Origin of the sequence: Selenomonas ruminantium subsp. ruminantium ATCC 12561, from assembly GCF_000424065.1 — a bacterium.
GTDB lineage: Bacteria > Bacillota > Negativicutes > Selenomonadales > Selenomonadaceae > Selenomonas_A > Selenomonas_A ruminantium.
In genome coordinates, this window is sequence record NZ_AUJE01000003.1 from 16,152 (window position 1) to 34,278 (window position 18,127).

The following is an 18,127-nucleotide window of genomic DNA, read 5'->3' on the forward strand; positions in this document are numbered from 1 at the left end:
AGCATCACGCTCCTACAATTACAGCCGTTCCGCTCTTGGCCAGCTGCACCCAGACCAGACTGCCGTCATCGGTATTCACATCCACCGCCGCTTTCAAAGGGTAGCTGTGAGCACCAATATGTACCCTGCCGCCTTGGATTACACCACGCAGGGCTTTCTGCTCGGATTGCTTCTTTGCCCGTTTCATGCCAGCCTTGATGGATTCAGCCAGCCCGTCTACTCCGTTCATCAGTACCACCTCGTCATTTTAATTGTTTGTCGTAATGACCGTGGAGTCAGTTCCACGACATTGGACATCAGGAAATACTCGTTGTCATTGAATTTTATCCGCTCGGTGAAATCCACGATATGCTTTACATCTGGAACACCATTCCTGACATTAGCTACAACCTCCACGGTGACAGTCTCCTGCGTCTTGCGGTTCAGCCACTCGATGGCTTTGGTCAGCTCCCATAGATAATCCTCACCGATAACCGGAAACTCTGTGTCGATGAGGGATTCGTACTTGGGGCCGTCATCGTCATCGCCCATATCGTAATCAGCACCAAGACTCAGATTGGACTGGTCGATGGTGAAACGGCTGGCCTTGCCGCCGGGTTTTCCCTGTGACAGGCTGCTGCCTTCCAGTTCTCCATCCACATACACCACGGTGGAATACCAGCCATAACCCAGGGGGGCGTGATAGGTTATGCGCTCCGTTCCGTTTTTATTATTCCAGTCTGTCCAGTCGTAGATATCATGCTCCTGCCCATCATCTATCGGCTCCGTAGTGCGCTCCTTTTCCTCGAAAAGATATATGTCCCTGCTGGTCTTGGCGTAGAAATACTCTGTCCGACTGGTGGAGCCGTCCTTGTTATGGGTGTTTTTCTCAGACAGGTATTCGCCATCATAGACATAATCCGTGTAGCCCTTCTCGTTAGTTTCATGGGTCAGAAAGCCGTTGGAATAGGATCTGCTGATTTCCCCCAGCGAGATAGTCCCTGTAAAACCTTTTGGCTCGGTATCCTCATCATTACGCGCCCTGTCGGCATTCTCCATGGTGCTGTGCCAAATGGAGCGGACAAGTTTCCGCTCGATGGTCGGCCTGCTATGCGGCCAGTCCGTAATATCCACTACAGAATTCTCCCTGCCACGCTGAATAATATGCAGGGTATCTCCACGGATAAAGACGTTTATTTGACGCTGGGGCAGTTTGGCTGTCCAGCCGAACAATGCGGAAATGAAGTCCTGATAGGTCATACCGCTGTCCTCAAAGTTCTGTGACGGAATGAAATCGTCACAAGCCATATTCAATTTCAGCCCCAGCGCCTTGGCTATGCCCTCGGCGTAGTAGGACACCCCAAACTCATTGAGGAAGAAGCTGATGGCACTGTAGAGCAGCTTGTCCTTGGAATACATTCCCTTCACCGTCTGAACCAAATCTCGCTGACTGGTTTCTTCCACGAGAAAATGGAAGTGATAGTCAAAAATCTGCCCCTGCACAGAATCGTCAATGTTCAAGGGCTGCACCGTTTCCAACTGAAAACTGTCCGAAAGCGTCAGTTCACCTAGCGTCATGGAGAAGGAGCGGATGCCGTGCTCACGGAATTTATCCATGATGGATGGCAATGCTGTAGCCTTGATTTTCTTTGCTCGTGATGGCTTAACTGCAGGTTCAACATATTCCAGTACCACAGGCACCCGAATTGATGTGTCGGCAAGGAGCGACTGAAACTTTATAACCTGCCGCCGTGTATGGCTTACCGCAGGCTCGCCCCAGCCCAGCTTACGTGAAGTATCTGCCATGGACAAACCATCTATCCCCAGCCTGCTGATGGTGTCAGCTATTACCTGTTCCCTTTGGTTAATCTGCCGCAGGCACTTAGCCCGCCGTATGCAAAAACTCATCGACAGAATTCGAGATGTATCTGCATGGGCTGTAACGTGGCAGCAACTGACCAGCCGTTCCGTATCTGCTGAAGATTTATCTGATACCAGAATATGTCGGCGCAAGTCAGCACTCGTCCATGCTACAACAGCAGATTCTATCTGCCGTTTGGTGTCAGCGAAAAAATTCTCTGTTCTGACCAACCTGCGGTTGGTAACTGCAATCACAGCGTTCTCTTGCGCTAACTGCCTTTTTACATCTGCCGTGGCCTTTACCTGTACGCTGGAGGGGGGCACTATAGTGGCGATGATTTGCATCTTGAGGTGGATTCTCCCCATTGGCACCCAGGCGGCAGCAATCTGCGGCCTAATGATTATCCTTCCTATGGGCATCCATGAGATATAGGCATCCGTAGGCTGAAGAATAATTTTTCCGTGAGGAATCCACGAAATATATGCTGTTGGCTTTATGACAATGCCCATCGGCTACACCCCGGCTTTCCAGCCTAACTGCATACCTGCCATGTCAGATATGGTTGTGTTTACGGAATAACAATCTGCCATGCCCATATTGATGTTGGTGTGGAGTTTCTTGATACCGTGCTCAGCTTGCTCACCATCAGCCTTGGAAATACCTGTAAGCCGTGTCAAATCCTCTCCTGTCCGATAGGCAGGCCTGCCGCCAATGGCTATTCCCGTCACCTTTGATATGCCCCCATATTGGGCTATGAGCGATTCTACATCCACAGTCTGCAAAATCTGCTGTCCTGCCGTATCGGCAAGATATGTGCCGTCTTCTTGGGCAGTCATATCCGTCACAACATCTCCCAACGGAACTGCCTGTATTTTTTCCTTGAGGCTGATTTCCTCATCAAAACTCATGATGATATTGGACAGATAGCATTTGCCATAATTTTGGGTGGCATAAATGACCAGTTTGCTGATGGCATCCATGTAAATGTATTTCTGCGTATTTTCCATGATTTTCTCGCCGTTCATATAGACCTGGTACTCACCATCGGCAGCAGAAACGCTCCTTGCCTTGAAGTGCATCCAGAAGCTGTTGACGCTGTCGAATTTTAGCGCACCTCCAACCTTATACTCCACATATTTGTCATACGATGAACTATTGCCGATAATGACTTGCGGATCAAGGTCACTAGAATATTTACGAAGTTGCCAGCCATAAAAACCTGTATATCCGGAATGATTGCTGTAAAAACCGACCTCGGCCATGACGCCATCGGACATTTCTGACCATGGTGGGATATAGACGTCGAACTTTGCATAGAAATGTGTCGGTGCGGTTTCCAAGGTAATATCAATTCCCTCGTTGTCTTTTGGCTGGTATAAGGCTACGCCATTGTCGGGATTGAATTTTGTTCCTTCCACGGTCGTGCCGTCTTCCACATCCAGGAACTCTGCAAAGCCCGGATTGATATATCTCATCACGATGCACCTGCCTTCCAGCCAAATTTATAGTCTGCTATTTCAGATATTTTTAGTGACAGGGCATGACCGTCTGCCACTACTCCCGGTGTTCCCTGCGGAACAGTTTTCGTGCCATACTCTGTGATATTTGCTCCATCAGATTGAATCGCCGTAAGGTCGGACAGCCCTTCTGCTGTGCGACAGACTGGATTGCCGATAACAGCGATACCCTTGATGATTGTATCTGCGCCGTAGGCATTGATTAACGAAACTGTATCTACGGTCTGCAAAATAGTCTGCCCCTCCGCATCAGCGATGTACTCTCCATCCTCTCCTGCCGCCATAGTGGTTTCCGTTGCAGCAACAGGGAGAACCACCACCTGCTCCTTGGGGGCAATCTCTGTATCGGACAGAATGAGATTGGAAAGCGCGCCATAAGCACTATCAGCGTAGACCACCAATGTTTTGGATTTGCCAAATTTGATATCATAGTCAAACTTTTCCACGGACTGACCGTTGGCATAGATTTGCACATAACCGTCAGTGCCAGTCTTAACATGAAACCAAATGGTATTGATGGCATTCAGCTTGAGGTTCAGTCTCTCCGGCTCGGATAAATAAGCCTCTGTACCACCGGATGAATTACCGCTATAATACCGCAAAAAGTACATGACATTATCTCTCTTAACGAATCCCATGCCGTCCAACGCATAGCCATTGGTTTCGAGCATGGCAATTTTTATCCAAAAGTCGTTACGGTCTTTGGGAATGTACACATCGAATTTGCCGTAAAGTTCTGCCGGTGTTTCAGAAGGCACCAGCCCTTTTTTATCTGTGGGCTGATAGAACATCACCCCTGTCTTGCTTTTGACCGTATCCGCTATGGTCGTACCACCTGCCACATCAAGAAATTCTGCATAGCCCGGATTGATGTATTTGAAACTCATACCGCCACCACCAGTCCTTCTGCCTGTATGTCTACGGACGTGTCGTTCTGGGGCTTTTCTTCCTTGCTGCTGATTGCCTTGACCCAGAAGATGGTGTTCTTGTCCGTCACTCCGTCCAGAGTGAGCGTTTCCTGCCAGCTGGCTTTCTTCAAGGCCGCATCCTCGTCAGCATAGTTGTTGTCGGCAGCTGCCCGCCATTTTGCAGAGCCGTCACCAACAAACTTGATGGCGGTGCTCCCCTCAATGTAATAACCACTGTCACAGCGGACAGCGCATTTCACGGCTTTCTGCTCCTCCTTGCTGGCATCCAGCGTGACGGAGATGGGAGAAAGCTCCGTGCCGGAACTGGCTTCTGTGCCATCCGTAGAGCCTGCCGTGGGATTGCCATAATAGATGTGAAGCTGATTTGCCATAGTCATAACCTCCAAAATTCTAATGTCGCTTTTACTGCCTTGGGAAAACGGGATACATACTGATAGGACTTCACCACTACTCGCATAGACGGCCAGATGTTGCCGCCTTCATCTGTAATCTGCACCAGCTGTCGCCTGTTCCAGTAATGGCAAATCTCCTGCCAGCCGTCTATTTTGACGATTACATTGCAGGAAACCTTATCCCCGGTCGCCACATGACCGAAATCCTGCACTGCCACACCACCGATGATTTCCACTTGCTGCTGACGGTCATCCGGGATTATCTGCCAGTTGTCTACATCCAGTGTCCTGACCTCACCAATTTGAATATGTATTGTCCCCACCTCCCAAGGCATTTTCTACAGCAGGTCTTATGCGGTCGGCCACGCTGTCCGCAAGATATCTTATGCCGTCATTATCCTGGGTGACGGCGTTTTCGATATTCACATTGACCTCCAAATGCGGCGCAGCCGTGACAGCTTGCTGGGGAGCCTGCCCAGTTTCATTCTGAAGGGCAGGCGATGAACTGAGATTGTCCATCTGTTCCCGCATGCCGTGCATTTCCGTCTGCATATTGCCCATAACCTCATCGTATGAATAATCCTTACCTCCCATGGTCATCTTGAAACTTTGGCGCATCTGCTCCTGCTCGGCGGCAATGACAGACGGGTCACGGAAATTGGGCAGGAGATTTTCCAACATGGATTTTCTAGCCTGTTGAAAACCTGCCAGTTGCTCTGGTGTCATCTGCAAATCTTCCATTGTAAAACCATGCGCCTGTTTGTAGTACTCGGCTAGACCGCGCTGACCGCCTTCCAGATACGCCTTAAATTCCTCTTTCTGCGCCTGAAGTACCTGCAACGCCGCATTCCTTTTGGCGTCAAGTTTTTCTTTTTCAGCCCATTGCGTCGCCTTGACTTCATCCAGCCCTTTTTGAATCCAAGCCTGTTTCTCACGTTCGATATCATCAAGGCGGTTTTGTAGCTCCGTCTTCCAGACAGAGTCGATTTTTGATGCAATTTCATTTTCCCACTGCTCCCTAATTTTAGCTTTGCTGGCTTCTGCCCAGCTTGCAGTACTGACCTCATCCAAGCCTTTCTGCCGATAGGCCTGCGCCTCTCTGTCAATATTAGCCAGCTGATTTTGTAAATCCGTACGGTAAACGGCCTGAGTGCTATCTACCACGTTCCGCTGAAAATCTTCGTAAACCTTGGCCTGCTTTGCCAGCTTGTACTCGTCCAGCAACTTGGTATCTGCACCTTTGGCCTGAAGTTGTTCCACCTCTTTGTTGATGGTATGGAGAGAGTTTTCCAGTTCGTTATGGGTAAGTTCATATAGGGAATCCGTCAGCTGGGCATTGGCCTTTGCGGCTTCTTCCGTAGCCTTGGCAGCCTGCTTTTCGGCAGCCGCACGTGAAAGGCTGGCTTTTGTATTCTTCTCCTGCGCCTCGCGATTTTTCTCCGCTTCAGCCGCCGCCTTTTTCTCGGCTTCGGCCTTTTCCTTTAGAGCCTTTTGCTCCTCCAGATATGCCTTGTACTCATCCCCATACATTTTGTCGAGGATTGCACCGCCGACCACAGGAATGCCAATAAGCGGTGCTGCCGCCGTGTGATTTTCAATCAGCCACTTGTTGGCCTTGGCGTGTTCCGCCACCTTATTGAACTGCTCGCCGACAAAGACCAATCCTTCAGCTACCGTCTTCAGTGCCCAGCCCCAGCCAGAGATGGCATCCTTGATGGTGTCTTTGTTAGCCTGAATCTCCTCAACCAGATTCTTAAATCCTTCAGTGACTTCCGGTAGCAAATCTGAACTCAGTGGTAATAGTGCTGTCCCTATTGCAGATTTCAGCTGACCGACTTCCATCTCCATGGCTTTCCATTGGAGCCACGTTTTATGACTTTCCTCCGGATTGAGCAGACCGGTGGTTTTGACGTTGCCCGCCACTTCCATCAGCTCATCGTACTGTTCAAGGAGCGGAATGAGTGCCGCACCACGGGCACCAAGGACTTCTGCGGTATAGGCTTCTTCCTGCCCCGCCTCCATGGCGTTTTTATACCCCTTGGCTAACTGGTCGAGCTGTTCATTGAGCGGCAGAAGGTTGCCAGCCTGGTCTAACAGGGTTATGCCAAACCGCGCCATAGCCTGAGTAGTGGCATTGCCATTTTCCCCGGCAGTCTCCATCTGCTTATCCAGACGGGCAATCAGCGGAACAATGGACATAACGTCCATGCCTGCCAGTTGGAAAGTGCGGTTCAGCTTACCCGCCTCTGCCGCCGTAGTATGGAGGCGTTTTGTCAGCCGATAGAGGTTTTCCCCGGACTCCATGGCTCCCTTGGTCAGATTGAACAATCCTGCTCCCGTGGAGAAGATGGCCATAACTGCTGCCGCCTTGACGGACAGCATGGTGAATCCACCTGCCAGACTGTCCACACCGCTTTTTGCCTTGCTGATACCAGCTGCCATAGTGGCACCGAAGGTTCCTGCCTTGCCGGAAGTCTGAGCGATTGTGCCGCCAAGTTTTGCCATCTCCGCATTCAACTTGCGGACTTCCGCCTCGGTCTGAGCCACAATCTTCTGCTGTTTCAGCAGGTTTGTCTGCGCCCGTTGGGCAACCTCGCTGTCATTGCCGTTGGTCTTTTGGGCATCTTTTAGAACGGCTGCGAGGATTTCTTCCTTCTGCCGCTGTATATCCAACTGACGATTGATGGCTTCATGCTTAACCTTCAACTTGTCCAACTCCGAGCCAACGCCCTCCAGTTTGGCAAGGTCAACGTCCATCTTCAGCTTTATTTGGTTAGTTCTGGTATTCAGCCGCGATACTGCCTGGGATACCGTCTTACCTGCCATGTCAAAGTCCAGCTGGAGCCGGGCAATGTCCAGGCCAAGGCTGATATACAGTTCATCTATCTTTTGCCCACGCTTTGCCATCTGCCCACCTCCTACAGGACATCGTCAATGTATTTCTGATGGCGGCTATCATCCGTCAGACTGAGGACAGTCAGCTGATCAAGCAAAAAATCTATATCATGTTCATCCACCTCCTGCATTGTCCAGCCGTAGGACTGCTGCAGCCGCTCATAGTAGAGCAGCAGATTCTGGTACGGAGACAGGCTCACTCCCCTGCCTCCGTTTCCCCGTTTGGGAGCTTTACCAGCTTGGCAAAGGTCTGAGCCTGCAGCCACTCGAAAAGCTGCCGTGCCAACGGCACCACATCGGCGATTTCCATATTCTCCTCCACGGATTCTGTGGTAACCTCCGGCTGATTGAAGGCCAAAACAATAAGGGCAACATGAGCCGAGAGGAATTCCTCCACGGTCATCTTGCCCTTGTCCTTATCGAAGAATGACAAAAACTCACGCCATACCTTCATCTTAGGCGGAGCCGGCTGGATGATTTTGCCGTTAATTTTGATTTTTGGTGTATCCATCTAGATTTATCCTCCAAAATCAACTTTCAAAAGTTTTGCCCTCCTTGTATAATGAATAATAATTTCCTATACGCGGAGGACTCTTTATGTATCTTTTTTATGTTTTCATCGGTGGCGGACTTGGGGCTATTTGCCGCTATCTTGCCACATCCGTAATTGGCAGCCGTTTTGGTATTATGTTTCCTTTCGGCACACTGTTTGTTAATACCATTGGCAGTTTTCTCATGGCACTTATTTTGGGATTTTTATTACCCTTGGCCAGAACCACCAACATGATGACAGAATCGTTACGTCTACTTTTGACCGTTGGCTTTCTTGGTGGATTTACAACTTTTTCCTCGTTCAGCATGGAAACTTTGACACTAGTGCGAGGAGGCAGTTATTTTCTCGCCATAATTAACGTTACCGCCAATATTGTGCTAGGCTTTTGTGCGGCTATAATAGGCTATAAACTTTCTTCATCACTTTGCTAATATCAAACCGTGGTATACCAGTTACTTGCAGTTTCTGCATCCAGCCCGGCACTTTCGGTATCGGCATAGGTGTAAGAATTGCCGTCTGACAATCGGTAGATGGCCTTAGCAGTCAAGGTCGGCGTCTGATAGGAAATGTTTTCTTCCTTGGTCGAGCCTTTGACCGAGGGTTCCTGGAACATGACTTTGAAGAATTTTGTCAGGCGCTTACTGCCGTTCCGTTTGTCGCTCTGAAACATCACTGCGAAGTACGGAGCAACATCATCCTTGTTGGCAACCATCACGCCATTCTCACACTTATGCCCCAAGAGATATGCCACATACTCCAAGGGCAGAGCCGCCGTGTCAAAGGTCAGTTCATAGGATACCGTGTTGGTAGCGGTATCAATGGACTGGCCATCTGCATAGAGGTCAGCACTCGAATTTGACGGTTTGATGTCGATGCTCCGCAGTACCTTGCCCAAGTCAACGGGGGTATCGTAGGTTGCGGTTTCCCCGGCTTCATCCGTTAGCAATTTTGCCACATGCAGCCGCTGTATATTGATAAACTGTCCGCTGACCATTCTGCTGGCCGGTTTCATTTCTGCCATTATTCATCCACTCCTATTCCAATTACATAATCCACGCAGAACACAAACACATCACGTTCTGCCATCTCTAGTGACTGACGGCGCATAAAGCCCAGCTCTTTCATGATTTTATTTACCACATCATAGATATGCTCATAGTGTCCGTCCTTAGTGAGAATCTGCAGCCGCACGGTTACGCGCCGTTCCATCTCGAAACCGTCTGCCGTAAGAGCCGGAACATCCGATATGACATTATAGACAATGATTGGGTAGCTGCCAGCATTGGGGCTGATGCCGGGATAAACGCACCGACACCGCCTGTCCTTTGCCAGCAGAATTGTCAGCTTCCTTGAAGTTGACAGAGCCTTATATACTTTTTCCTTGATATTCATTTCCTGCGAAACGCCTCCCTTACCGCATCAATGATTTTATTCCGTACCTCATCCCGTCGGGCATCCATGGCAGGATACATAAAAGGCTTGTTTATCTTGGGGCTGAATTCCACCAACTTGCCGTAGAAAATGCCGTCATGAGAAACGGCATCCGCTACGATTTTGTACTTGGCACCGTCTTTTTGTTTGACGGTATGGATGGAATCGCGTAAAGCGCCTTTGACCACACGGTGGTCGTTGCCCTTATAGACAGGGCAGCGGTTCCTTGCCTCCTGCATGACAATTTCCGCTCCATCTGCCAAGGCATCCTTGGCGGCCTTGGTGGCATTCTCCCCCAGTTCCCTAAGAATCGCCTCGGCAGACTGGTAACCTTTAACCATCTTCCACCAGTTCCTTTGCCTCCATAACAAGGTATTTGCGACCACCGTCCAGAGGATACGGTGGGGCTGATATAATCAGCGTCTTACCGCGCCATTGCAGGAGGTCGGTGGTTTCTATATCCTCTCGGTAACGGATAACCACACGGTAATTTACCTCATCCACCTTCTCGGCATAGCCGTCTGAAATCTTGGCGGCATAAGGCAGAACCTTTGCCCAGACTGTAGTCACCTTTGACCTGCCATGCTCAATAAGGTTGCCAACTTCATCTTCCTCAACCCTTGGGCGCAGGATTTTCACACGCTGTTTAAGTTCACTCAAGTTTATATACACCTATATCAGCCTCCAAATAAAACTTTCTTGACACCTGTCTAGCCGTTTGCTATATTGACAACATAAATGAAATTCGTGCCGCCGGGTACGTCTTCGCGTTTGTTCCATTAGGCCATATAGAAGGAACAATGCTGGACGTACCCATTTTTATTTTCGAGGAGTTGTATTTTATGTATTGGTTGTACCTTATATCTGCCGGTTTTTTTGAAACCTTTTGGACTATTGCTTTGAAATTGTCTGACGGATTCAGCCGTCCAATTCCTTCCATCCTGACCATCATAGGAATGACAATCAGCTTCTATCTCTTATCCCAAGCCTTAAAAGCCATTCCTTTAGGAATGGGATACGCTATATGGACAGGCATTGGTGTCATAGGAACATTCGTCATCAGCATAGCTATATTTCATGAAACATTTACTATTGGGCAAGGAATTTGTGTTTTACTTATCCTTACAGGTATCATTGGTCTTCGTATCCTTAGTTAGACTGTATAGCCCATTCTAAAACGACTCCCGGCGAATGCCCATCAGCAGGGAACGGAGCGTTATGGTGAGTGTCTTATGGTCAGCAGCGTCCCGATGTTCGTATAGATAGCCCACAGTGTACAGCACCGCTGTTTTAGCAATGGCACCGCAGGCTTTGAACTCGTCAGCATTGAGCCGTGCCACATCCATGCACAGCTGTTCTGCCGACCGTAGCAGTTTGCGGACAATATCATCTTCGGCATCCGTGTCGATGCGGAGATATTCTTTTGCTTTGGGCAGGGAAACAATCATAAGCCATCACTCCCATAAAAACAGGTAGATGCCTCAAGGACACCTCCCAACAACAAATCTTTATCAGCCCTTGCCAGCAGCACCTTTGATTTTCAGCATCTGCACGGCCTCCGGCAGTACCAACTTGCCGTCCACACGTTCCTTCATAACAAAGGCAATCATGCCATTACCGGCGAACAGCTCACGCAGTTCCTGAATGGAACGGGAGCCACGGTCACCGATGTTGTAATAGCTGTAATCACCGAACACCAGCGCCGTTTTGCCAGCTTCTGCCGTAGGCATAAACGGCGTGGTGTGAATCGGATAGCCCAGCAAGCGGTCTGGCTCGCCCATCTGGTAGGAAGGCTGCCACATATACGCCTGGTTGGCATCCTTCAGTTTGCGGATTGCCGCCAAGGTCTGGTCGTTGACGATAAAGGCCGCACTCTTGCGGTAAGGACGCTTGAGTTTGTAGACCAGTTCAATAAGGTCATCTGCAGTGATGGATGCACCGCTGGTGGTCACGCCAGTCTGCGCCGTGGTCAAAAGACCGGTGGGCTTATGGTTGCCGTCACCATTGAGGAAGGCATCCTCCTCGGCATTGGCAATTGCCTTGCCGAACTGCTGAATGATGTAACTCTCCAGATTAAAGGCGCTATCGTACAAAAGTTCCTCCGTAACCTTGATAGCCACATGGAGCTTGTAAGCGTCCATGATAATCTGGTCGAAAGTTGCATCGCCAAAACTCAGCGCACCGCCTTCCTCAATCCACGATGCGGCAGGTTTGGTGGCGGCGATGTTGATTTTGCGCTCACCGCTGGTGGTGATTTTCGTACCGAGGTTACGCATAATGCACTCCTCGTTCAGCACATCAATCAGGCGGCTGTCGTACTCCTCCGGCACTAAATAACCGCCATCGGTATCTACACCTTCCTGCAGGACATTGGACACGTTGCGGAAGTTGCTGCGGATGGCGGCAAGCATGGCCTTACGGTATTCAGCTGCTGCCCTGCCCGTTTTCTCCGGCACCTTGGCGGCAGGCTTGTTGACAATCGGCTCGGAGGTGGGCTGGGCAAGCTCGGCATCAATCGCCGACTGCCGTTCCAGACGCTCAATGTCCTTGCCGAGAGCCACCACATCTGCCTCCATTTTGTCATAGGCGGCAGCATCTTCGGCAGAAAGCTTGCCGTCCTTGTCCTGATGGCTGTCCAAAAATGCCTTGGCACCTTCCCACAGCTGTGCCCGTTTCTTGCGAAGTTCCATAACATTTGCCATAAATTATTCCTCCAATCAGTGAATAAGTAAGTTAAGACGGCTCCTGAGAGCGTCTGCAGATACACGGTTGTCCGGCACAGCCGCCTTAACGAATTTCAGCGACTGCGCCTTGATTTTATCGATGAGGGAGTTTGTTACTGCCCGCTGGGAAAACAGCATGGCTTCAACACCCTCGGACTGCTTTTCCTCATCCTCGTTGGCGAACAGAATCTTGTCTGCAAAGCCTAGCTCCACGGCCTTCTTGGCGTTCATCCAGCTTTCCGCATCCATAAGGTCGGACAACTGTTGACGGGGCTGCCCCGTTTTCAGTTCATAGGCATTGAGGATGGATTCCTTCACCTCGTCCAACATCTGGATTGCCGCCTGCATTTCCTTGGTGTTGCCAATGACTGCCGTACTGGGATTGTGAATCATCAGCATGCCCACAGGGGACATCTCCACGGTGGTTCCGGCCATGGCAATCACGGATGCCGCTGATGCCGCTAGACCGTCAATGCGGACGGTGACATTGCCTTTGTAGTCCATAAGCATGTTGTAGATTTGCGCCGCCGCGAACACATCACCGCCTGGGCTGTTAATCCAGACTGTGATATTGCCCTCGCCTTTCATTAGCTCATCTCGGAAGATGGCTGGCGTAACTTCATCGCCAAACCATGAGTCCTCGGCAATTTGCCCGTTAAGCACAAGGGTGCGTTCCCCTGTATCAGAGTCACGCACCCAGTTCCAAAATTTACGTTTCATTTTTAAAGCCTCCTCCTGCATTTTTGCAGGACATTTTATTATTAGCCTAGAATTTATACCTCGATTCCAAATCGTCTATATATACGAAAGGAGAATACCTATGCGAAAAATGCTAAAAGCATGGCTCTTTACCATGCTTCTGCTACTCCCATGTATGTTAGCCAGTGCCGGAAGTTTGTACCCCGATACACTCGACAATGGCAATTATGTCTGTGTCGATGGTGGTATGGGCGTTGGCACTTATGCTGACAGGTCATCCGTTGTTGTTCAAAACTATAACCCTCCCAACTATCAAATTGCCATAAATATTATTCGGGTTCAATTTTCCGATGATTACTGGAGCAAGCATGAAACCTATGTAGGTGGCCCATATAAGGTCATTGGCAACTTCACTGCCTACTTCCGCTATAATTGGGATCGGAAATCTGTGGCATGTCTCCGCCAAAATGGCTGGATGGATTGGAACATTCATCATGATTACAGCCATGCTGAAGGTAACCCCTTCGTGCCTCATGCTGCTGAAGTTGCTTTTGTGTCCGCTTATAAAATGCGATTCTTCAATGACACCATGGGCTATAGCCCGGTGTTAAAAGAATATCGTCGTGTCATCGATGAAAGCTTTTATCGGACTTTGGGCATATAATTTTAAGGCGCCGATTTATTCTCGGTGCCTTTTTTATTTCCAAACAGCCCCGCATCACGGAGCTTGCAAAGGTTGCCGTTAATCAAGTAGAGATTGCCACCTTCCTCCTCAGGGATGGGATTCATGTTCTCCATCTCACGGATATCGTTGGCTGACAGCCAACCGTTCTGCCTGCCCACAGCATAGCCAGCCATACGGCTTTGATAGTCACCACGAAGCAAACCATCCACATTGAACTTGATGAAATAGCTTTTCTGCTCAGTAGAATTGAGCAGGGCTTTCTGCAAGGATTGTTCCCAGCGCACCACCCACGGATTCAGCGTGTATTTGACGAATTCCAGTGACTGCTGCTCGATGTTGTTAAAGCTGGACTTTTCGAGGTCGCCAATCATATGGGGCGGTACTCGGTAAAGCCGTGCTATCTCGTCAATCTGGAACTTCCTCGTTTCAAGGAACTGCGCCTCCTCCGGTGGGATGGAGATTTGTTGGTAGTCCACCCCCTCCTCCAAGACCACAACCTTGCCCGTGTTGGCTGTGCCACCGTAGACGGCCTGCCAGCTTTCGCGGAGTTTGGACGGGTCTTTGAGAACGCCGGGATGCTTGAGCACTCCGCCTGGTCTTGCCCCATTGGCGAAGAAGGACGAGCCGTACTCCTCACAGGCCAATGTCATGCCTACGGCGTTACGCGCCATGGCTATGGGTGAATAGCCGACAAGACCATCAAACCCCAGCCCCGGAATATGCAGGACATCCTGCCGCCGCAGCTTGATGGACTGACCGCCTTTGACTTTCGGACTGCTGTCGCTCATAGGCGTGTAGGTGTAGACAATCTCACCATGCTCATCCCGGTCAACACTCATGCGGTTAGGTAGCAGCGGATACAGCCCCATCACTCGTCCCATGCCATCTCGGATTATCTGCGAGTAGGAATTTCCCCACAAAAGCAGGTGAATCATGGCCGTCTCACGAAATATAAAAGAAGTCATTTCAGGATTTGGCGAATCGTGGAGCAGGAAGTACAGCGGATGCTGCGGCACTCGTTCCTTGCCCTGCCCTTTGTATTCATAGACATGCAGCGGCAGGCTGGCTATGGATTCAGCCAAGATGCGGACGCAGGCATACACCGCCGTAGTCTGCATGGCGGTGAACTCATTGACCTTTTTACCACTGGCTGACCTGCCAAAGACGAACGGCCAGCCGCTGAAGTGATAGAAGTTTTGTGGCTTGTCCCGTGAGCGGAAAAGTTTTGTAAAGAGGTTCATAAATATCACGCTCCCTCAAGTTTATGCATCATGGAGGTACGAAAATGCAGCATGAATGTAAAATAACGGTTTTAGAGACGAAGGTCTTTACTGATTATCAAGAGAAATATCTTGCAGATCCTAAGTCCGGTCCATGTCCATGCTTCAAAGCCGGAGACACATTTATTTTGAAAAGAACACCCAAGCAGGATGATTTTTACAATCTGATGAACGGCAGATTCTGCGGTGAGGCATGGGATGCCATCAGCCGATATGTATACACTGCCCTCCAAGGCGGTTCCATCATGCACAAATGGACTAACGATGACCGAATGATGATTGCTTGCTGCAATGATGGCACTCGTCCTGTAATCTTTAAAATCGAACGGATTGACATTCCAGAATCCGAGGAAGAACGCATATGGCTCGAAAAACAGAACTTCAAAAATTCTGCTGCTGATGCCTATACTGGCTAATCATCACGCAAAAGCACCGCCCTTTCGAGCGGTGCCCCTGCCTTGCTTTCAGCTTAGAAGGTTCTTTCGTAGGAAAGCCTCATGCTTTGAAGTTCTGCCGTGAATTTTGCTCCTCTTGCAATCTCGTCTGCGGCCTTCAAGAGTTCCTCCGGCGTTGGGCTTCCCCCCATCCGGCTTACGCTTGCGTTGGCTTCGATTTCGATGCAGCCGATGCGTTTTTCCCAGTCGGTCTTTTCAAGGTTGCTGTTCTGGAAAATATGGATGTTAATGTAATCCTGCCCCGTGCGCTTGTTGTTCCAGCCCATCGAGTTTTCTTCAATCTCGAATCCGTACTCGGCTGCCTTGCTGGTGATGATTTCGTTTACTTCCTGCTTTGTCATTTTGTTTTCCTCCCTTTCGGTTGTCTGTGTTTTCCCTTTCGGTATGTGTATATTCCCGTACTATCGAAGAAATAGCAAGTCATAAATGAGAATTATTTTATGTATACAAGGAGATTAATTCTATGGATTTTGAACAGTCAATTCGCGGAAATAAAGCAAGGGAAAATTTCAATTCCGGCTACAATTGCTCCCAGTCCGTACTGCTGGCCTATGAAGATTATTTGCAGGAAAAAGGACTTGACCCTAAAACCGTATTGCGGATGGCATCACCCATGGGAGGTGGAATCAGCCGTCTGCGGGAAATATGCGGTGCTGTCTCTTCTTTATGTCTGCTAATAGGTTTAGCAGATGGTTACGACACACCAGATGATGAAAAGAAAAAAGCACTGTATACTCAGGTTCAAAAACTTGCACTTCAGTTCAAAGAGCATCAAGGCTCCATTATCTGCCGTGAGTTGCTAGGCTTAGAGCAAAAACATGACCAGCCTACACCATCAAAACGAACAAAAGAGTATTATGCTGAACGCCCCTGCGCCGATTTCTGTGCAACGGCAGCAGCTATTTTTGAGGAACATTATCTACAAGAACTGTCTAAATAACCAGCACACCACGGCTGTCATATACTGATTCTCCGCTATCATTTCCGCAACGAATAGCACGGTCAAGAGCCATGATGAGGGCAATCGCCCCGTCAATCTTCTCCGTGCTTTTTGCTTTGTCTGCCTTGATGTTTCCGGCAGGGTCGGTACGGATGAAGATGTTGTCCATGTTCCAACGAAGCACCGGATGACCGCCATGAGCGATTTTCTCCTCCAGCACCAGCTTCATCAATTCCTTGGTGGGAGGACTCATGCTGGCGAAACCTTGACCGAAGGGGACAACGGTGAAACCCATTCCTTCGAGGTTCTGCACCATCTGCACCGCTCCCCAGCGGTCGAAAGCAATCTCCCGGATATTGAACCGCTCACCAAGCCGCTCGATGAATTTTTCAATGTAACCATAATGCACCACATTGCCTTCGGTAGTTTCCAGCTTGCCCTGCCGCTGCCAGACATCATAGGGAACATGGTCACGGCGCACACGCAAATCCACATTGTCCTCTGGAATCCAAAAGTACGGTAGCACCGCATATTTATCGCTCTCGTCCAGTGGCGGAAACACCAACACAAAAGCCGTTATGTCTGTGGTACTGGAAAGGTCCAGGCCGCCATAGCAGACACGTCCTTCCAGTTCATCTTCCGAAACCAGAAAAGCGCAGGCATCCCATTTGTGCATCGGCATCCAGCGGATGGACTGCTTTACCCATTGGTTAAGGCGCAACTGCCGGAAGGAGTTCTCCTCCCCCGGATTCTGCTTGGCTGAATCACAGGCGGCTTGCACCTTGTCTATGCCAACGGTAATGCCCAGGGAGGGATTGGCTTTCTTCCAGACCTCCGGGCTTGTCCAGTCTTCATCCTCTCTGGCTCCATAAATAACCGGGTAGAAGGTATGGTCAATTTTGCGACCTTCGAGAATATCCAACGCCTTCTGATACGTTTCATAGCAGATGGACTGCGTGTCCGTTCCTGCCGTGGTAATCAGAAAATACAGCGGTTGCATACGGGCATCACCAGAGCCTTTGGTCATGACATCAAATAACTTTCTGTTCGGTTGGGTATGCAGCTCATCAAATACCACACCATGGATATTGAAGCCATGCTTGGAGTAAGCCTCTGCCGACAGCACCTGATAGAAGCTGTTGGTTGGCTGAAAAACCATCCGCTTTTGCGATGCAAGGATTTTCACCCGCTTATTAAGGGCAGGACACATCCTCACCATGTCAGCTGCCACGTCAAAAACTATGCCAGCCTGCTGACGGTCAGCCGCACAGCCGTACACCTCGGCACGCTCCTCCCCGTCACCACAGCAAAGCAGGAGTGCTACAGCCGCCGCAAGTTCGCTCTTGCCTTGCTCCTTGGGGATTTCCACGTAGGCGGTGTTGAACTGGCGGTAGCCGTTTTTCTTGAGGATGCCGAAAATGTCACGGATGATTCGTTCCTGCCAATCTATAAGTTCGAATGGTTTTCCTGCCCATGTACCTTTGGTGTGGCAAAGGCATTCGATGAAGCCCACGGCGTAATCGGCGCAATTAGCATCGTAATGGGAACTTTCTGCCATGAATTGTGTCGGCTTGTAATCGGTCAGCTTTCGCATTTGGTCACCTCCAACCAAAAGAGCCATTGTAATAGCGACTCCTAAAATGTTTTCGATAAAATTTACCCCAAACTATGTTATAATAACATTAAGAATTTGGACTTTGTTAAAATAGAATTTGTATGAAAAATGGTAATGTTTAGCAGAAGCAAATTTATCCAAAAAAGGAGCGCGCAATGATTTAAGAGAGCTAG

Annotated in this window: 24 protein-coding genes; 5 read left to right on the forward strand and 19 right to left on the reverse strand. The window is 49.5% G+C overall.

All coding sequences use genetic code 11. The annotated features are described in order from the left end of the window. Nucleotides 1–4: 4 nt before the first annotated feature. The 9 genes from G598_RS0101745 to G598_RS0101785 form a co-directional block, all read right to left on the reverse strand. Nucleotides 5–229: a hypothetical protein gene (locus G598_RS0101745; protein WP_026765483.1), complete on the reverse strand. Its 225-nt coding sequence runs from the start codon at nt 227–229 to the stop codon at nt 5–7. Further along, nucleotides 229–1,887: a hypothetical protein gene (locus G598_RS0101750; RefSeq protein ID WP_245582733.1), complete on the reverse strand. Its 1,659-nt coding sequence runs from the start codon at nt 1,885–1,887 to the stop codon at nt 229–231. Before G598_RS0101750 ends, G598_RS0101745 begins: the two co-directional genes overlap by 1 nt. 465 nt (nt 1,888–2,352) lie before the next feature. Continuing rightward, nucleotides 2,353–3,315, reverse strand: coding sequence for a hypothetical protein (locus G598_RS0101755; RefSeq protein ID WP_026765485.1), 963 nt, complete (start codon nt 3,313–3,315; stop codon nt 2,353–2,355). Beyond that, the gene (locus tag G598_RS0101760) at nt 3,315–4,244 is read right to left on the reverse strand and encodes a hypothetical protein (RefSeq protein ID WP_026765486.1); all 930 of its coding nucleotides are present in this window, start codon (nt 4,242–4,244) and stop codon (nt 3,315–3,317) included. The genes G598_RS0101755 and G598_RS0101760 overlap by 1 nt, the downstream gene beginning before the upstream one ends. Further along, complete coding sequence (locus G598_RS0101765; protein WP_026765487.1) at nt 4,241–4,657, reverse strand: hypothetical protein; 417 nt, start codon at nt 4,655–4,657, stop codon at nt 4,241–4,243. Before G598_RS0101765 ends, G598_RS0101760 begins: the two co-directional genes overlap by 4 nt. A gap of 2 nt (nt 4,658–4,659) precedes the next feature. Continuing rightward, nucleotides 4,660–5,013: a hypothetical protein gene (locus tag G598_RS16725; RefSeq protein WP_026765488.1), complete on the reverse strand. Its 354-nt coding sequence runs from the start codon at nt 5,011–5,013 to the stop codon at nt 4,660–4,662. After that, complete coding sequence (locus G598_RS0101775; protein ID WP_026765489.1) at nt 4,973–7,585, reverse strand: hypothetical protein; 2,613 nt, start codon at nt 7,583–7,585, stop codon at nt 4,973–4,975. Before G598_RS0101775 ends, G598_RS16725 begins: the two co-directional genes overlap by 41 nt. Before the next feature lie 11 nt (nt 7,586–7,596). Beyond that, nucleotides 7,597–7,773 carry a hypothetical protein gene (locus tag G598_RS19635; protein ID WP_157833241.1) on the reverse strand — a complete coding sequence of 59 codons (177 nt, stop codon included), beginning with the start codon at nt 7,771–7,773 and terminating at the stop codon, nt 7,597–7,599. Beyond that, on the reverse strand, nt 7,770–8,084 hold the full coding sequence (locus G598_RS0101785; RefSeq protein WP_026765490.1) for a hypothetical protein: 315 nt from the start codon (nt 8,082–8,084) through the stop codon (nt 7,770–7,772). The genes G598_RS19635 and G598_RS0101785 overlap by 4 nt, the downstream gene beginning before the upstream one ends. Before the next feature lie 86 nt (nt 8,085–8,170). On the opposite strand from G598_RS0101785, the gene crcB reads away from it, so the two are divergent. Then, the gene (gene crcB, locus G598_RS0101790) at nt 8,171–8,557 is read left to right on the forward strand and encodes a fluoride efflux transporter CrcB (RefSeq protein ID WP_026765491.1); all 387 of its coding nucleotides are present in this window, start codon (nt 8,171–8,173) and stop codon (nt 8,555–8,557) included. A gap of 2 nt (nt 8,558–8,559) precedes the next feature. Here the strand turns inward: crcB and G598_RS0101795 are convergent, their stop codons facing one another. The 4 genes from G598_RS0101795 to G598_RS0101810 are packed head-to-tail and all read right to left on the reverse strand — an operon-like array spanning nt 8,560 to nt 10,229. Continuing rightward, nucleotides 8,560–9,147, reverse strand: a complete 588-nt coding sequence (locus tag G598_RS0101795) for a major tail protein (protein ID WP_037362919.1) — start codon at nt 9,145–9,147, stop codon at nt 8,560–8,562. After that, entirely contained in the window at nt 9,147–9,518 is a 372-nt protein-coding gene (locus G598_RS0101800) for a DUF3168 domain-containing protein (protein ID WP_026765493.1), read from the reverse strand. The genes G598_RS0101795 and G598_RS0101800 overlap by 1 nt, the downstream gene beginning before the upstream one ends. Then, nucleotides 9,515–9,898 carry an HK97-gp10 family putative phage morphogenesis protein gene (locus G598_RS0101805; RefSeq protein WP_026765494.1) on the reverse strand — a complete coding sequence of 128 codons (384 nt, stop codon included), beginning with the start codon at nt 9,896–9,898 and terminating at the stop codon, nt 9,515–9,517. Before G598_RS0101805 ends, G598_RS0101800 begins: the two co-directional genes overlap by 4 nt. Continuing rightward, nucleotides 9,891–10,229 carry a phage head closure protein gene (locus tag G598_RS0101810; RefSeq protein WP_026765495.1) on the reverse strand — a complete coding sequence of 113 codons (339 nt, stop codon included), beginning with the start codon at nt 10,227–10,229 and terminating at the stop codon, nt 9,891–9,893. The genes G598_RS0101805 and G598_RS0101810 overlap by 8 nt, the downstream gene beginning before the upstream one ends. Nucleotides 10,230–10,399: 170 nt before the next feature. On the opposite strand from G598_RS0101810, the gene G598_RS0101815 reads away from it, so the two are divergent. After that, nucleotides 10,400–10,714, forward strand: coding sequence for a DMT family transporter (locus G598_RS0101815; protein WP_026765496.1), 315 nt, complete (start codon nt 10,400–10,402; stop codon nt 10,712–10,714). Nucleotides 10,715–10,729: 15 nt separating this feature from the next. Here G598_RS0101815 and G598_RS0101820 read toward each other — a convergent pair whose 3' ends face one another. The 3 genes from G598_RS0101820 to G598_RS0101830 form a co-directional block, all read right to left on the reverse strand. Beyond that, nucleotides 10,730–11,005 carry a head-tail connector protein gene (locus G598_RS0101820; RefSeq protein ID WP_026765497.1) on the reverse strand — a complete coding sequence of 92 codons (276 nt, stop codon included), beginning with the start codon at nt 11,003–11,005 and terminating at the stop codon, nt 10,730–10,732. Between the two features lie 63 nt (nt 11,006–11,068). Then, on the reverse strand, nt 11,069–12,259 hold the full coding sequence (locus tag G598_RS0101825; RefSeq protein WP_026765498.1) for a phage major capsid protein: 1,191 nt from the start codon (nt 12,257–12,259) through the stop codon (nt 11,069–11,071). Nucleotides 12,260–12,274: 15 nt separating this feature from the next. Then, nucleotides 12,275–13,000, reverse strand: coding sequence for a head maturation protease, ClpP-related (locus tag G598_RS0101830; protein ID WP_037362924.1), 726 nt, complete (start codon nt 12,998–13,000; stop codon nt 12,275–12,277). Between the two features lie 100 nt (nt 13,001–13,100). Here G598_RS0101830 and G598_RS18400 point away from each other — a divergent pair, with 100 nt between their 5' ends. Then, the gene (locus G598_RS18400; RefSeq protein WP_051179806.1) at nt 13,101–13,643 is read left to right on the forward strand and encodes a hypothetical protein; all 543 of its coding nucleotides are present in this window, start codon (nt 13,101–13,103) and stop codon (nt 13,641–13,643) included. A gap of 2 nt (nt 13,644–13,645) precedes the next feature. Here G598_RS18400 and G598_RS0101840 read toward each other — a convergent pair whose 3' ends face one another. Beyond that, the gene (locus G598_RS0101840; protein WP_026765500.1) at nt 13,646–14,905 is read right to left on the reverse strand and encodes a phage portal protein; all 1,260 of its coding nucleotides are present in this window, start codon (nt 14,903–14,905) and stop codon (nt 13,646–13,648) included. Between the two features lie 44 nt (nt 14,906–14,949). Between G598_RS0101840 and G598_RS0101845 the strand changes: the two genes are divergently transcribed. After that, nucleotides 14,950–15,360: a TIGR04076 family protein gene (locus G598_RS0101845; protein ID WP_026765501.1), complete on the forward strand. Its 411-nt coding sequence runs from the start codon at nt 14,950–14,952 to the stop codon at nt 15,358–15,360. 53 nt (nt 15,361–15,413) lie between these two features. Here the strand turns inward: G598_RS0101845 and G598_RS0101850 are convergent, their stop codons facing one another. After that, nucleotides 15,414–15,740, reverse strand: coding sequence for a hypothetical protein (locus G598_RS0101850; protein WP_026765502.1), 327 nt, complete (start codon nt 15,738–15,740; stop codon nt 15,414–15,416). Nucleotides 15,741–15,862: 122 nt separating this feature from the next. Here G598_RS0101850 and G598_RS0101855 point away from each other — a divergent pair, with 122 nt between their 5' ends. Beyond that, nucleotides 15,863–16,339: a C-GCAxxG-C-C family protein gene (locus tag G598_RS0101855; protein ID WP_026765503.1), complete on the forward strand. Its 477-nt coding sequence runs from the start codon at nt 15,863–15,865 to the stop codon at nt 16,337–16,339. On the opposite strand, the gene G598_RS0101860 is transcribed toward G598_RS0101855, so the two are convergent. Beyond that, the gene (locus G598_RS0101860; protein WP_026765504.1) at nt 16,332–17,933 is read right to left on the reverse strand and encodes a terminase large subunit; all 1,602 of its coding nucleotides are present in this window, start codon (nt 17,931–17,933) and stop codon (nt 16,332–16,334) included. The two genes, G598_RS0101855 and G598_RS0101860, sit on opposite strands and share 8 nt — an antisense overlap. Nucleotides 17,934–18,127 lie beyond the last annotated feature (194 nt).